Source organism: Lacticaseibacillus brantae DSM 23927 (assembly GCF_001436115.1).
Lineage (GTDB): Bacteria > Bacillota > Bacilli > Lactobacillales > Lactobacillaceae > Lacticaseibacillus > Lacticaseibacillus brantae.
Genome location: NZ_AYZQ01000006.1, coordinates 40,177 through 55,040, shown reverse-complemented (window position 1 = coordinate 55,040; position 14,864 = coordinate 40,177). Strand labels below are relative to the sequence as shown.

The window sequence follows — 14,864 nt, the reverse complement described above, 5'->3', positions numbered from 1 at the left end:
GTTCAGTTTTCAAAGGACTACTTTGTCAAGCGACAACATTAACAATATACCATCGCAAGACTTCGCTGTCAACATTTAATTTTTCAACGCTTGGCGCTGATTTCTTCAAAAGACAACTTAAACACTTTAACAACTTTCAAAAGCGGCGTCAACCTTTTTCTGAAAATCAATTCAATGCCACACAAAAACCGGCCCGGAGCAAATCCCCAAGCCGGTTTAAATGACCTTAACGGTAATGCCGATTATATGCCCACAACTGTGCTAAAAGGCCGATAAGACCAACCATCATCACAGAAAGGCCAGCATAGCCAATCGAGCGTTGCCCTAAAATCACCATCGTCATGAAAGCGATGAATAACACCACATTTAGAATTCCTTTTGCAACAGTACTCATTCTGCCTCACGCTCCCATCTGATTTCTCCAGGTACCAAATCGACATTCGTTTGATGTCCATTCAGATACACGGCACTCGTTTGATGCTCGTTTGTATTGTTCAAAATGGCAATCAAACCGGCACTCGGATAAGCATTAACTTCGACATTCGGATTCTCAGCATAATACTGATTCAACGATTGCTCCTGATGGGCTGCATAATACAGGGCCCGCAATAACAGGTTGGCATTCGTTGGTGAAAATGGTAAGCCAGCCAGATAGACCCCGCGGCCCGCACCATAGTCATTCGTCACCAAGCGCGTATCATGATCCTCCTTGACGACAGTGGTGGCATCCCCGATTGGGAACAACCCCCGGGCTCCTTCGCCAAAGTCCAATGGCAAGGCGCCGACAATGAACGCTTTGGCCGCAGCGTCCACTGGCACGTCATAGCGGTCTGTGGACAAGCCATAGCCAATTTCCTGATCAACACCCAAGACATCAGCTAACTGGAACCGCCGGCCCTGGTAAGGAACCAATGTAGCAGTGGGTTCGCCAATGCCGACGAAACCATGTCCAGCAGCAACCCATTGCCGCATCATTGTCACCAGCTGTTCATTGCGCCAGATATCGCCACCAGAGAAGGCTGTACCAGCGGCGCCGACATTGATAATGACATCTAAGTCTTCAGGAATACCATTGGCCAAAATGTCACTAAAACTGAGGAATGACACATCCACCGCTGCACCGGACAGCGCTTCTAGCACGCCTTCATAGGAATACGTTTGTTGATACCACTTGCCGTGAGCCACGATAAATGGTTGCCAACTGCGTAGTTTCCCCCAGCTGTTTAAAATCCCAACCTTCAATCCTGAGTAAGGTTTGACGTCATGAATCCGCTGATAAATGTCGCGGAACTCGTCAGCAACGTGGGTCACATAGTCCACAAACTCAGGGAATTGGTTAGCCAATTTCAAATAACCACCATAGCCAATCCGATCAAGCGGCTTGCGCATGATTGCTCGGCGAGCAGTTAACCAATTCGTGCGAGCTTCAATCACTGGATCGTTTCCTTCATGAAAGACATCCGGGAAAAAGTATGGCAAGAACCGACCCTCAGTATATTTAACGCCAGGAATATCAGCAATCAGACGCAAGGTAATCCCGTTGCCGACAGAGCCGACCACTGAATCGAGCCCGATTTCTTTGAAGTATGGGCCATAAGGTTCGGCACCAATCCAGTTGTCCCCTAAGAACATCATGGCTTCTTTGCCTGCCGCGTGTACCATGTCGACCAAAATCTTGGCTTGGTCGCTGACAAAGCGTTGGATGAAATCAATATAATCTAAGTAATGTTGGCTTGGTGGCCGAAACGTCGAGTTATAGAAACCTGCATCCACAAAGTCTTCTGGTCGCAGCCGATAGCCATGAACCTTCTCGAAAGCTTCTAGTGCAGCGACAGAAACGGTCCCGCCATAGCCAAGCCAATCCACGAACTTCTCACGGGCGTGCTGATCAAAAACCAGTGTGAAATGATAGAAGAAGGTGGTAAAGCGAACCACGTCAATCTCAGGGTTTGCTGGTAACCATTCTTTTAAGAAGTTCTGCATGAAGTCGGCCGCGCCTGGCTGCCGGACATCAAACGGAATCTCATGTTCCTTATCACCCCAGTCATTGGTCAAATGATTGTACATCTCAGTGGGATCCCAAATCATATAGGCCAAGAAACTAACCGTGTACTCGTGATACGGCACTGAATCCGCAATGGTCACCACGTTGTCATTTTGATCAACAAGCCAACGCTCTGGTGCGACGACCTCGCCAGTCGTCCGATCAATGACTTCCCAATAGACCTTTGGATCATTGTTGTAGTTTGGCTGAATTTGTTGATCATAGTACTCTGCCATAAACGGAATCGCTAAACTTGTTTCGGCGCCTAACGTCCGCTTTGACATCAAGTACAGTTCCTGAGTGGTGTCCATGTGGGCTTTAGCGAAATCGTTGTGCCCGCGGGCCACAAAGTACGTACTATAAAACTTCATACTCAATGTTTTTAATTCTGGATCAAGTTTTGTGCCATCAGAATCACGGATGGCATCGGCGCCCCATTTCTCAATTAATGCTTTTGTGGCGTCAAAGAAATTCTCATCACTTGGGATGGTTAATTGTCCTTTAGTCATCTTTGTCTACCCCTTTACACCACCAACGGTCATTCCCTTGGTTAATTGTTTTTGAACCAAAATATACAGAATCAGGGTTGGCAGCATCACAATGACCAAGCCGGCATATAACTGCCCATAATTCTGAGCAGACTTTTGTGCGGCGGACAAGTTCAACAACCCAACTGGTAAGGTCTTGTTAGCCCCAGGAATCAGGGTCAAGGCCATGATATATTCATTCCAAAATGATAAGAAGTTAAACAGAATAACGGTAATGATTGATGGCCGAGCCATTGGGGCCATGACACTCAAGAACGTCTTCATATAGCCCGCGCCATCAATATACGCTGCTTCTTCAAAACTCTGTGGTAGCGTTCTGAAGTAGTTAGTCAATAGATAGATGGTGAATGGCAGCGCTGTTGCCGCATAAACCAGAGCCAGCACCCATAAATTATTCAAGAAGAATGTTGAGCCGAGCGTCCGTTGTAGGAACTGATCGCCGCCCAATAACATCAGGAAAATTGGAACAACGATGTAGTTGGCATTGATGAACAAACCCACCATGAAATACCCATTCCAGAACTTCTGGCCGATAAACTTAAACCGAGCCAAGACGTACGAAGCTGGTAAAGCAATAATAATCAACAAAACTAATGCCAGGGCGGTCACGAAGACTGAATTACCCAAATACCGACCCATTCCGGCAGTGGTCCAAGCTGACACGAAGTTGTTCCATTCAAAATGCTTTGGCAACGTCCAAGGATTGCCATAAAATTCTGGATTACTCTTAACACTTGCCATAAAGACCCAAGCGATTGGGACCACGATAGTAATCGCAAGAATAATTAACACCAGATAGACGAAGAACTTATACCAGCGCTGTGCGCGTTTGTTTTCTTTGCTTGCGTGAACTGAATCCATATCCTGACCCCCTTTTTAGAATTCGTAAATATCGCGTTTGGTAATGGCTTGCAGAACGGCTGACAAAATGAATGAAAAGCCGAAGACAACCACACCAATTGCCATCCCATACCCATAAGCACTGTTGGTATTTGCTTGCTTATACATGTAGCTTAAGAAGACTTCAGTGGATCCATTTGGTCCGCCGCCTGTCATCGCAGTCACCAACAAGAAACTTAAGTTGATGGTACTAATTACGAAGAAGGTCAGGGTTGTCCGGATGGTGCTCCAAGTCAATGGCAAGGTAATGCTGAAGAACTGCTTCAACACCCCAGCACCGTCCAATGCTGAACTTTCATAAAGGTCTTCAGGAATGCTGGCCATACTGGACATGTACATCACCATGTAGTACCCAATGGCTTGCCAGATTAACGTGATTGCCAGCGAGAAGATGACGATTTTCTCGTTCCCCAGCCATTGGATACCAGCCCAGTTAGCAGGATGGAAGAGCCGCAAGAAGCTATTCAACAGACCTTGGGTTGGATCATAAATCGCAGAGAACATCGCTGAGATAACAACAATTGATAAAATATTAGGAATGTAGAAAATTACTCGGAATAAACCAATCCCTTTAAATTTCACCCGCGTGAGAATTGCCGCAAAAACCAGTGCGAACGCTAACGTGAACACTGTAACCACAACAATCAATAGAATCGTATTTTGGAACGAGCGGATGAAGTTCATATCGCCAGCCAGGATTTTGAAGTTATCGAATCCAACGAATTGCTTATCCGGACTGTAGCCGCCCCACTTGTACAGGGACATCTGGAAAACTGAGACTACCGGATACAGCATGAAAATCGCCATGAGAATAACCGCTGGTGACAGGCAAAGCCAAATGAAACGCGTCCGTGCAGAGTTTGATCCTGTCATAAAACTTCCTCCTTTAACAACGAAGAGGCGGAAAGATTACTCTCCGCCTCTTCACCTCATTTAATCAAACTCGCTGATTAGCGAAGTTGATCTGCTGCTTTGACAACATCACTCTGCCATGACTTGACAGACTTAGAACCACTTGTGACAGATGTCATTTCGCCAAAGAGGGTATCAGTCCAGTTAACCCCTTCAACAGCCTTGGCATTCTTGAAGCCACCAACCAAGACCTTAGCACCTTGGTTATAAACATCGTAGAAAGTCTTTTGTTGTGCAGTTAATTGTGAGTCGATTGTCTTAATAGGTTGAACGGCGCCACCCTTTAAGAAGTCTTTAGCAGCTTTATCTGAGTACATGAAGGCGATGAATTTTTTTGCTAAAGTCTTGTTCTTAGCAGCCTTTGGTACCCAAATTTGTTCAAAGTATGTGTATGCATATTGATCGTCAGCTTTAATCCCTGGTAATGCGGTAAAGCCCCATTCGAAGCCCTTAGCCCGAGGTGCATCCTTCATTTCATCAACAACCCAGGTCCCATTAGGCATGAAGAGTGCTTTGTTATCAAGAATCAATTGTTGGTTCTTACGGTAGTTTTCGTTGTTAGCGTTAGCAACAGTGGTGCTTGCAGTTTGCTTCAACAATTGACCAACAGAATCAAAGTACTTGGTCCCGTTGCTGCCAGACCAAGCGTCATGGTCATAGGCCATTGCCTTGTTGAAGTAATCCTTACCACCGATGTCAGCAAGCAATGAGTAAGATAAGCTATCCATGTAGCCAGTTGTTGGATAAGTGAATAATGAAATGCCCTTTGCTTTCGCCTTTTGACCCAGGGCAATCATTTCGTCCCAAGTCTTAGGCACTGACCAACCATTTTCCTTCAACAATGCCTTGTTATAGAAGAGACCAGTTGGGGCGTAGAACATTGGCATCATATAAGTCTTGCCGTCGCCATAAGGTTCGGTAGCTAATGTGCCGTCAAACCCTGGACGAATCACATCTTTAACGGTCTTGCTTTCGCCAGGAATCTTCATGTTCATCACATCAGAGATGTTTTCCATGTTGTTGCCCTTGATCATGGTTTCGGTCAACCCATCAGGACGGCCCGTTGCCAAGTGAACAACATCAGGATAATCGCCAGCCTTCATTTGAGGACTGATAACAGATTCCAATTTCTTGTCGATGGTCAACTTAACTTTGACACCAGGATTTGCAGCTTCGAAATCCTTTGCGACTTGCTTCCAAACATCGGCACCATACCCGCCTTCAAGGGCAGCAACTTTCAAAGTTTTGCTGTCTGAAGATGATGTTGAAGTGCTGCTTGAGCTCTTACTTGAGCCACAGGCTGCTAAGATTAATGACACTGCAGCAGTCGCCATGACTGCGAATACCAAACGCTTTTTCATGCTGTATCTCCTCCTAAAATATAATTGCATTCCTTAACTGTGCTAAGTGTACCAAGATGTAAGCGCTTAATCTATAAATAAGTTGTCACAAATTTTAGGAATATTGATTGGTAAATATTTACCTAAAATCTATTTGTGGGCTTGGCGAAAAGCGGATGGCGACATCTGCGTTTTCGCCCGAAAAATCTGATTAAAGTAAGATTGTGATTCAAAGCCCGTGATCATTGCAATTTGGCCAATCGCATAATCTGTGTTGCGCAATAAATCTTGACTGGCTTCAATGCGCTGGCGAGTGACGTAGTTCATCGGCGTGTCATTAAAGGCTTTCTTGAACACATGGATAATGTAGAACTTGTCGAAATGAAGTGCCTTTGATAAGCTTTCCAGACTCAACCGCTCTTTAAAGTGGGCATCCAGATACGCCTTGACCAGTTGACCATCCCGTGGCACGCGGTCGACTGGGCTGACGAGGTGAATCTCGGTCGCCCGCAGAAACAATTGCACCACCACGCTGGCAAGCTGCCGCTTAACCCGCTCATACCCTTGCAATTGCCGTTGATCCTCAACCAGCATTAAGTTGAGCAAGGGCAGAATCTCCTTGCTATGATCAGTGAACAAATAGAAGTTCTCAACTAACATCTCATCCTTGGCCAGGCGAATATCATCCACACCCAGGACGATATAGCTCAGCGGCTTATCTGCCGTGGACACCTCCGTATGGCGTACATACGGGTTGACAACAATCACCGAATTCGCCGTCAAGATTTCTCGGTGATCATCAAACTGCATCGCGCCCTCTCCAGCGGTCACATATAGCATCTCGGTAAAATAATGTGAATGCATCGTACTATGCCAATCCTGTTCTGAATACTCGGATTCGCGGATATAGATGACTGACAGCGTTTCCGTTGTCAGTCCACTTGGTGCAACCATCCAACTTGGCCTCCTCCCCCGGTATCGCTTTCATTATAACGCTGTTTGCGTTCTCTTGTTAATTAGAACGTCTAGACCACTTTTCCTAAAAAGAGCGCCTCAGGAATTGACCTGAAGCGCTCTTTTCGCCTTCAATCTGGACCTTACCGAATGCCGTTGGTTAAATCAGCCTGAATCCACTGATTAGCAGCAATCTGCAGCATCACACCTTTAGCCGTATTTTGAGTGGCAATGACAGTCACTTGTTGCCCCGCAGCTAAACGTTTAACTTGTTGCTTCTGTTCAGAGGTGGTCCACACCGGTGCAGCAACTTTCAATTTTGCAGAATTCTTAGTCACCTTTGCGGCCGCCGAATTAGGCAAAAGCATTAGGTTCGCGCCATCAATCCATTGGTTACCACCTAAGTTATAGTAGGTATGCCCATTTTTACCGGTTGCTTTAGCGAAGAGTTTCCAACTCGAGCCCGTTTCCAGACGCTTGCCTGTGAACTTAGTCCCATTTTGATCAGACCAAACGGCAATCCCGTAGCCAGGAGCGTAGTTAATCACACCAACACCGCGGAAGGCTTGCACATGGTCAAAGACCACACCATCAGCTTTAATCCATTGATTGGTGCCGACACGATACCAAGTCTGGCCGTCTTTAGTTGTGACCGTGGCAGAAATTTGCCAAGCCGTACCAACTTTCAACGTCTGGTTAGTGGCTTTACCACTGACACCAGGGGCTGTATAGACGACACTACCTGCTGTCTCACTGATGACACCGACCGTCCGATTGTGGTTATATGTGGCAGGCTTAGCATCCAAAATGACACCATCGCCTTTAATCCACTGGTTACCACCTAAGTTATACCAAACCATGCCGTTTGCGTCCGTAACTTGACGGAAGGCCTTCCAATCAGTCCCTTCAGCCAGTTGCTTACTGGTAGCAGTCCCGTTGACTTGATCATAAACAATCACCGGCGTGCCATGTTGCACAATTGTCGCAATGGCATCGGTCAGTTCTTCACCAGTGCCTGGGGTTTCAGTCCCGGTGCCAGGATTACTTGGGGTTTGATTATCTGCGGCAAGTACAGTCACAAGGAATGATCCACTTGCAGGCTGACCGTTCACCGTACCCGTATAGGTAACGGTGTAGACGCCTGGGGTTGATAAATCAACCTTTGAGCTATCAACAGTTAATCCCGTCTTCGCCGTCTCTTGGCCGTTAGTTCCCAACGCAGTTAATGCAGCCAAGTAGTCCGGTTTAGCAGCATTTTGTTCAACAACAATATCCTCGCTTTGAACAGTTGGGGCATCGGTTAATCGATAAACCTTAAAGTTATCCAGCACGACGGTTCCCGAACCATCTCCAGCCGACTTATAAAGGCCGAACCAAGCATTATTGACGTCAGCTGGGACCTCAAACTCACCGCTGAACACGCCAGTCTTGTCATTGGTCTTGCTCAAGGTGGCGAATTGCTTATCAGTCTTGTTAGCATCAAACTCTCCATGTGCAATGAATGGCGTGAATGCATCAGCCGTATCCGCTTCGTAACTGAAGACAATTTGGTACTTGCCGCCAGCTTGGAAACCAATGGTCTGTGGCAAAGTTTGTAGCAGCAGACCGTCACTTTCTTCATAAGACTTCAAAGACCAGTTACCATCAATCGTATCGTCCAATTGGAAGGTATCACTACTTTCTTTACCAACCTTCCATTCCTTGTCCGTATATGGCGCATGCTTCTCAGACAGGTGCGTCCGCGGGTCGTTAACCCCATCCGCACTGCCCATAACAAATGGTGCTAGGCCAGTGGCGGAAGTATCTTCAAAGTCTTGACTATAGATAAGTCGGCCATGGCTATCAGTCCCTGGGATTTCGGTGGCCACTTCATCTTTATTAGGCGTTGTCAGCCGTGACACAATCCGTAAATTATCCCACAGCAATTCCCCAGAGCCATCCGCCGCAGCCAAGATCAACTTAGTTTGGCCTGTGCCAGCGACAGTAAAGTCAACCCGCAAGATCTGCATATACGAGGTTTCGGTCGCACCGTTACCAACTGTGTGATGAGCATCCCCACGAATATAGTTTTGCGCGACAGAGTCAACGACTGTCCCCACATAAGTCTTCCCGCCTTGTTGAATAATCAATTGCCCAGGACGATTCTGTGAAGAGACTTGGATCATTGCCGAGTATTGACCCGCCGCCAAACTAACATTTTGACTCATCTGTAGAGCACTTGTGCCAGTGCTCAGTTCATAGTCGCCATTGGTATTCCGAGCAATCGTTGGTTGTCCTTGATCAACTTTCCAATTCTTAGCGATTGTGTCCTTTTCATTAAACCCAGGGTCCTTAATGCCAGTGCCTGAACCAAAATCGGTTGCAGCCGCAAACGTATCCCCAACTTTAGCCACAACATAGGCTTGATTAGCATCAGCGTCGATGGTCACTTGATGGTTGGTCACATCCAGTGTGCCAACAGCTACGCGGCCTTGATCAGTCAGCTTGTAGAGAACCACTTTGCTTTCATTGGTCCAGCTGTCAGGCAAGGTCCAAGTGGTGGCGCCCCCCTTAGCATTGAAGTGATACAACTTACTGTCAGCAGTCTTGCCGTCAGCCGACCACCATGGCAACAGATAGCTATCTCCATTTAAGACAACGCGACCGTCTTGCAGAATTTGGTGCGTTTGTGTGGCATTGTCATTCGTTGAAACAACGTTACCTGTAAATTTAATGGTCCCGTTATTTTTCCCTGCAGTGTCCATTGTGGTTTGCCAGTTTTGAATCTGGAAATGTTGCAAGAACTTGGTCGGCAGGTTCTCACTGAAAGTCTTGGTAATCATCTGATCATAGCTACTTGCCCCAGCCCAGCCTTCATACGCTTGGAGCTGTGCTCCACCAAGTAATGGATTTTCATTGTTCTTTGAAATCCAAGTATCGCGCTGGTCATTGAACATGAAGCGGACGATATTACTGTTAATTCCCTTCGTGGAGTCGCCGCCATAGTTAACGTCGACTGCCCAGTGACTCATCAGCGAGTCGCCTTCCATAGCTTGTGGGAATTCAGATTGGACCCACCAACCATTACTTTGAATTTCTTCAGCGAGGCGCTTATTCTCAGCGCCACTTTCACCTTGTTGCCCCCAAACATCCACATAGATAAAGTCGAGCTCAGGCACAAGGGCTTTTAGTTCAGCAATCCGATCAAGACGATCACCTGAAATTGCGTCTTCCCGTTCTTGAATCAGGTAGGCTTGGTCTAACCATGCCCAGCCCTTTTTGGCGGTGTTCACTAATGGTGTCGACCCGTCTTTGCCGTCGCTAAAACTCTTGGCTTCTGGGTAAGCTTCAGTGGCGTTAATGTGGACCCCAATCTTGCCGCCATATTTATGAGCCTCGGCAATCATGGCTTTCAGCGCATCAACACCGCCAATCCGCTCCCCAACGGAGAAGTAGTCTGGGTGACCGGAATCGTGGCCTTCATTGGCGTAACCTTTCAACAAGATATCCTGCCCTAAGCCATCCGTACTGTTGTAAATCCGCTTGGTTTCGTCCAAGGTCTTGGTAAATGGATTAGTAGCTTCACTGGCAAAGTTAAATGGAATGCGGTCAACGACCAAATTCTTAATTTGATCAGCCCCAATTGGTGCGGGCGTAATAGAACGATAAGCTATCGCACCATCTTGCCAATCGACCACGCCATCGCCATTTTGATCACTCGTCAATTTGACGGTAATTGCCGGCATTGGATCAAGTGCATCATGTCCGTCTGGGGCAGTAAAACTACCGCCAAATTCGCTGACGGCACTTGGCCGGTACGTGAATTCACCACTGGTCAGCACAGTAACACGGCCTTGATCCGTGGTGACCGTTTGTTTGTACAGACGATCATACTTGGTCCCACCAGAGCGCAAATCGTCGGCAGAAGTACTGTAAACCGCCACTGACGTATCTGCATTAGACAAGAAGCCATAGGCATAGCCCTTCGCATTGGCATCAAGGGTCGCGTCTTTGGTCAGATCAGTAATGGTATCCCCGTTTTTGTTTGCGTAAGCATTGGTAGCCAGATAAATGGTGGCACCAGCAAATTGCGCGCCTTTATCCATGGCATTGACACTCACCAGTTGTAAGCCTGGCAAGCTGATTGAGTTCAGTTGGTTCTTTGGATCTTGAACATTCTGCATCTTAATTTGCAGTTGATTGTCGGCCGTGACTTCAAAGGCAATATCAAAGCTTAAATCTGGGAAGTTGGCGAATGTCAAAGTGTAAACCATCTTGCTTTGGCCATCTTGCTTGCTTGAGATTGTTGGCGTGTATGTCTTCCCGTTAATCACCACTGAATCATTAATCGTGGTGCTAGCCATCATGTGTTTGCCGATCTTTTGGTTCGTGTAACCGATAATCCGCAAATGATTTGGGTCCAGTCGAGCTGCCATATCCCCAGCAACAATATCAGTGCCTTGTTCCAATTCAACGTTCGGATCGAGCACGTGAACGGTGGTTTTGGCTGTCAGCGTCTTGCCGTTGATGGTGACGGTCCCATTGACTTCAAACGTTGTCCCAACCTTATCCGTTCCCCACAGACTTGGATCAATCGTATCCCAGACCACTGGGGCACTCTGAGCGGGGCCATACGTGTAATTCACTTGTACGGTTGGCGAAAGAATTGGTTGGTTCCCGGCCCGGGTGTAGCTATCGGATGGTGTGGTGGAAACTGGTGGATTCGGCAAATCAGGAATGCTACCTAATTCGCCCACTTGCAAGCTATTAATGGTCAGGTCTTTAACAAAACGCCATGACCGAATCCCAAAGTAACCGGCGTCCAAGCCGATGTTCGCACTCGTACCCGTGAAGAACGACTGACCATTCAAAAAGACGTTCAACCAATTGCCAATGTATTGCACTTTCAACACATATTGTTGACTCGGTGCTAGGGCAGGTCCATTAATGGTTTTGAACCCATGATCAGAAGATTCTAGCACCCAGCCATTCCCGGTGTCGTATTCCACACCGCTCCATTTAGTGCCGTTAGCGCGGAATAAGAAGCCAATTTGTGAGGCATTTGTTTTAGGTGTGGTAAAGGCCACTTGGAACTCCCCATCAGTTTGTGATGGGGCGTTGGTGTCATAGGTAACGGCGTTTGGATTCGTCGAATCGTTATTTGTCACGGTGACAGTGTTGTTAGCGGTGGTGACTGTTGGCTTGCCAAGACTCGGATTAGCTTGCCAGCCCGTCTGTTGTTGGTTGAAGTCCGGTTTATAAGTTGCTTGAGCGCTTGTCTGCAAGTTCAAGAACATTTCGGCCGCTGAGCCAAAAAGTAATTTACTACTTGGATTGTCATTAACAGCCGCCGTGATCTGGAAGCGAACATGCATGGTCGTCACTGGCTCGTCGAAATCAATGACTTTAATGGCCGCATTGGCAGCCAATTGACCCGTCTTAATTGGCCGCCAGGTTTGGCCATCATCACTGACTTGAATACTGTAGGCGGTCGCAATCCCATTGGTACCACTTTGTCGTGGCATGTACGTTAACCCATTGAGGGTTGTCGCCTGCTTTAAGTCAGCTTGAATATAGTTATGATCGACATCAGTGCCATTCCAACTGGAATGCCACAATGTGCTTGGATTCTTATCACTGACATTGGCCGCTTCATTCCCTGACTGGACACTACCCGCTTGCCAAGTAATCTGATCACTGGCGACATATGGATTTGTAACGCCAGCAGTTGGAACAGCGGTCGCTGGTGCGGCAGTCGGAACCGCAGTTGCCGGTGCACTGGTTGGACTCGCTTGAGCAGGTGCTTGAGTGATCGGTGCGGCAGTGGTCGCCGTTGTTGCTGGTGCCGTTTCAGCCGCATGCGCAGTGGTCTGAGCCTGCTGAATCGCCGTCACGGAAAGAATGGAGCCACTGAACAGGAACACAAACTTACCAACTGACTTAACTTGAGAACCAATCTTCGTCATTTTTGTACCCTCCAAAATTTTGTAAGTGTTTACAATGAGAGTATAACCGCTATTTAGCATAAATAAACAACTAATAAAATACCTTGAAATGACGGATATCAATGAAAGCTTTATATATTTAGTTTTCAATCAGCTTCCAATCAATATTTATAAAAAATAAGCCAATTTTAAAAGTGCAATATTCGGAGAAAATTATACAAAAAAAGCGTCCGGCTTCTGCCGAACGCTTATGTTGTAATCTTAAATTAGATAGCTTCTGGAACGAGCTTGATAGGCTTGTTACCAATCCAACCAGTGATTTCTTCAAAGGTTGCTTGGATAGCATCAGTACCAGGCTTAAGTAACTTACGAGGATCGAAGCCCTTACCAACTTGGTCCTTACCAGCTTCGATATATTCACGAGTAGCCTTGTCAAAGGCAAGTTGGCATTCAGTGTTGATGTTCAACTTAGAAACACCCATTGTGATAGCCTTTTGAACTTGTTCTTGAGGAATCCCTGAACCACCGTGTAATACTAATGGTACTGGAACAGCATCGTTAAGTTCTTGGAGACGGTCGAAGTGCAGACCCTTCCAGTTATCTGGGTATTGGCCATGAATGTTACCAATACCAGCAGCCATGAAGTCAACACCGGTAGCAGCGATTTGCTTAGCTTCTTCAACATCAGCTAATTCGCCTTCACCAACGATACCGTCTTCTTCACCACCAATTGAACCAACTTCAGCTTCAACAGAAATGCCCTTAGCATGTGCTAAAGCAACGATTTCCTTAGTCTTAGCTAAGTTTTCTTCAAAAGGTAAGTCATGGCCATCAAACATAACTGAGTTGTAACCAGCAGCAATGGCTTCCTTAGCAGCATCGTAGCTACCGTGGTCAAGGTGAATCACAACAGGAACTGTGATACCCATAGACTTAACAGTTGCTTCGATCATGGTCTTACAAAATTCGTAACCACCCATGTATGTAGCAGCACCCATAGAAGTTTGGATGATAACTGGAACGTTCTTTTCTTGTGCACCAGCTAAGATGGCACGAGTCCATTCCAAGTTGTTGGTGTTAAATGCGCCAATTGCATAGTGGCCTTCATGAGCAGCCTTAACAATTTCAGCAGCGTTGACTAATGGCATAAATAGAATTCCTCCTAGGAAATATTGTTATTCACTTACCAAGATATTTTAACACACTTTTTCATAATGTGGACTGAAAAATTAAAGCCGCCTCAGAGACCAAAAACCGCGCCATAGACAGCGCTTTCAGTAACTGTCTGTGACACGGTCTTTTACTTTAGTGAATTTTTACTGTTCATCTTTCTGAAAACTTTCACTAGACGAGGTCGATTTGATAACTCATCTGTTTTTGATCCCGGGCTTTGACGGCGACATTGCCTTCTTTATGGAACAAATCGCTCGGATCACCAAATTCATCAGGTAGACCATTGAAGGGTTCAACACAAACAAACGGTGCATTTTTGTGTTCAGGGCTCCAGATTGCCAAATAAGGGAAATCGTTAACCTGCAATGTCACGCTGTGCTTCTGATTGGGCGAACTCAAGCTGATACTTTGAATTTCGGGATTGTCCAAAATAATTAAGCCATCATCAAGCAGCTCATGGGTCAATGGAATTTTGTTGTCTTCAGCCGCATCCAAGTCGGAGATGTCGCCATCGCGGAATGGGACCGGATCAATATCAAATTGTTTAATGGCCCCATCCACTGGCGTCAGCGTCAGGCTGTAATCATCGAAGTCACCTTCATCATTAACAGCGACTTGGAAGCCCGGATGGGAGCCCAGTGAAAAAGCAAAGTCTTCCTTGTCCACGTTTTTAACGGTGTAATCAATTGACAGGCCCTTTTTGTTTAAGGTATAGGTCACCAGCAGTTCAAAATCATAGGGAAACATCGTCCGGGTTTCGTCGTTTGATTTAAGGCTAAATGTTGCTGAACCCTTGTCATGCTTGACTAATGTGAAAGGAAAATCGCGAGCGAAACCGTGTTGGTGCATTGGGTACAACTGGCCATCAATCATATATTGATCATCGTTAGATTTCCCAATCGCTGGAAACAAAATGGGCGCATGCCGAGGCCAAATACCGCGGCCTTTATCCGACCAGATGAACTCGTAGTCATCCTTGCGGTTCACTAAACTTTGGAGTTCGGCACCCATTTCACTAATGGTGGCCCGAAATTTACCATTCTCAATCGTTAACATTCACTCTTCCTCT

At 46.5% G+C, this 14,864-nt stretch carries 10 protein-coding genes; 1 reads left to right on the top strand and 9 read right to left on the bottom strand.

Annotated elements, in window-relative coordinates; all coding sequences use genetic code 11:
- The coding region (locus FC34_RS09840) for a hypothetical protein (RefSeq protein ID WP_235803420.1) at positions 1-224 on the top strand (224 nt) is incomplete at its 5' end.
- A 2-nt stretch (positions 225-226) separates the two neighbouring features.
- On the opposite strand, the gene FC34_RS09780 is transcribed toward FC34_RS09840, so the two are convergent.
- The 9 genes from FC34_RS09780 to FC34_RS09335 all read right to left on the bottom strand — a co-directional run bounded on the left by FC34_RS09780 (position 227) and on the right by FC34_RS09335 (position 14,851).
- Positions 227-394 carry a DUF6903 family protein gene (locus FC34_RS09780; RefSeq protein ID WP_169790027.1) on the bottom strand — a complete coding sequence of 56 codons (168 nt, stop codon included), beginning with the start codon at positions 392-394 and terminating at the stop codon, positions 227-229.
- Positions 391-2,553, bottom strand: coding sequence for a 1,3-beta-galactosyl-N-acetylhexosamine phosphorylase (gnpA, locus tag FC34_RS09370; RefSeq protein ID WP_057895175.1), 2,163 nt, complete (start codon positions 2,551-2,553; stop codon positions 391-393). The genes FC34_RS09780 and gnpA overlap by 4 nt, the downstream gene beginning before the upstream one ends.
- 6 nt (positions 2,554-2,559) lie before the next feature.
- On the bottom strand, positions 2,560-3,453 hold the full coding sequence (locus FC34_RS09365; RefSeq protein WP_057895174.1) for a carbohydrate ABC transporter permease: 894 nt from the start codon (positions 3,451-3,453) through the stop codon (positions 2,560-2,562).
- A 15-nt stretch (positions 3,454-3,468) separates the two neighbouring features.
- Positions 3,469-4,365 (bottom strand): carbohydrate ABC transporter permease, encoded by an 897-nt coding sequence (locus FC34_RS09360; RefSeq protein WP_057895173.1) that lies wholly within the window; start codon positions 4,363-4,365, stop codon positions 3,469-3,471.
- A 77-nt stretch (positions 4,366-4,442) separates the two neighbouring features.
- Positions 4,443-5,765: a carbohydrate ABC transporter substrate-binding protein gene (locus tag FC34_RS09355; RefSeq protein ID WP_057895172.1), complete on the bottom strand. Its 1,323-nt coding sequence runs from the start codon at positions 5,763-5,765 to the stop codon at positions 4,443-4,445.
- A 129-nt stretch (positions 5,766-5,894) separates the two neighbouring features.
- Entirely contained in the window at positions 5,895-6,698 is an 804-nt protein-coding gene (locus FC34_RS09350) for a helix-turn-helix transcriptional regulator (RefSeq protein ID WP_057895171.1), read from the bottom strand.
- Positions 6,699-6,841: 143 nt separating this feature from the next.
- On the bottom strand, positions 6,842-12,643 hold the full coding sequence (locus FC34_RS09345) for an endo-alpha-N-acetylgalactosaminidase family protein (protein ID WP_057895170.1): 5,802 nt from the start codon (positions 12,641-12,643) through the stop codon (positions 6,842-6,844).
- A gap of 245 nt (positions 12,644-12,888) precedes the next feature.
- Positions 12,889-13,770: a class II fructose-1,6-bisphosphate aldolase gene (gene fba / locus FC34_RS09340; RefSeq protein ID WP_057895169.1), complete on the bottom strand. Its 882-nt coding sequence runs from the start codon at positions 13,768-13,770 to the stop codon at positions 12,889-12,891.
- 196 nt (positions 13,771-13,966) lie between these two features.
- On the bottom strand, positions 13,967-14,851 hold the full coding sequence (locus FC34_RS09335) for an aldose 1-epimerase family protein (RefSeq protein WP_057895168.1): 885 nt from the start codon (positions 14,849-14,851) through the stop codon (positions 13,967-13,969).
- Positions 14,852-14,864: the final 13 nt, after the last annotated feature.

Bases quoted from the DNA above. Each gene is read 5' to 3' on its own strand.
- FC34_RS09780 (WP_169790027.1), bottom strand. From the start codon at position 394: ATGAGTACTGTTGCAAAAGGAATTCTAAATGTGGTGTTATTCATCGCT.
- gnpA (WP_057895175.1), bottom strand. From the start codon at position 2,553: ATGACTAAAGGACAATTAACCATCCCAAGTGATGAGAATTTCTTTGAC.
- FC34_RS09365 (WP_057895174.1), bottom strand. From the start codon at position 3,453: ATGGATTCAGTTCACGCAAGCAAAGAAAACAAACGCGCACAGCGCTGG.
- FC34_RS09360 (WP_057895173.1), bottom strand. From the start codon at position 4,365: ATGACAGGATCAAACTCTGCACGGACGCGTTTCATTTGGCTTTGCCTG.
- FC34_RS09355 (WP_057895172.1), bottom strand. From the start codon at position 5,765: ATGAAAAAGCGTTTGGTATTCGCAGTCATGGCGACTGCTGCAGTGTCA.
- FC34_RS09350 (WP_057895171.1), bottom strand. From the start codon at position 6,698: ATGGTTGCACCAAGTGGACTGACAACGGAAACGCTGTCAGTCATCTAT.
- FC34_RS09345 (WP_057895170.1), bottom strand. From the start codon at position 12,643: ATGACGAAGATTGGTTCTCAAGTTAAGTCAGTTGGTAAGTTTGTGTTC.
- fba (WP_057895169.1), bottom strand. From the start codon at position 13,770: ATGCCATTAGTCAACGCTGCTGAAATTGTTAAGGCTGCTCATGAAGGC.
- FC34_RS09335 (WP_057895168.1), bottom strand. From the start codon at position 14,851: ATGTTAACGATTGAGAATGGTAAATTTCGGGCCACCATTAGTGAAATG.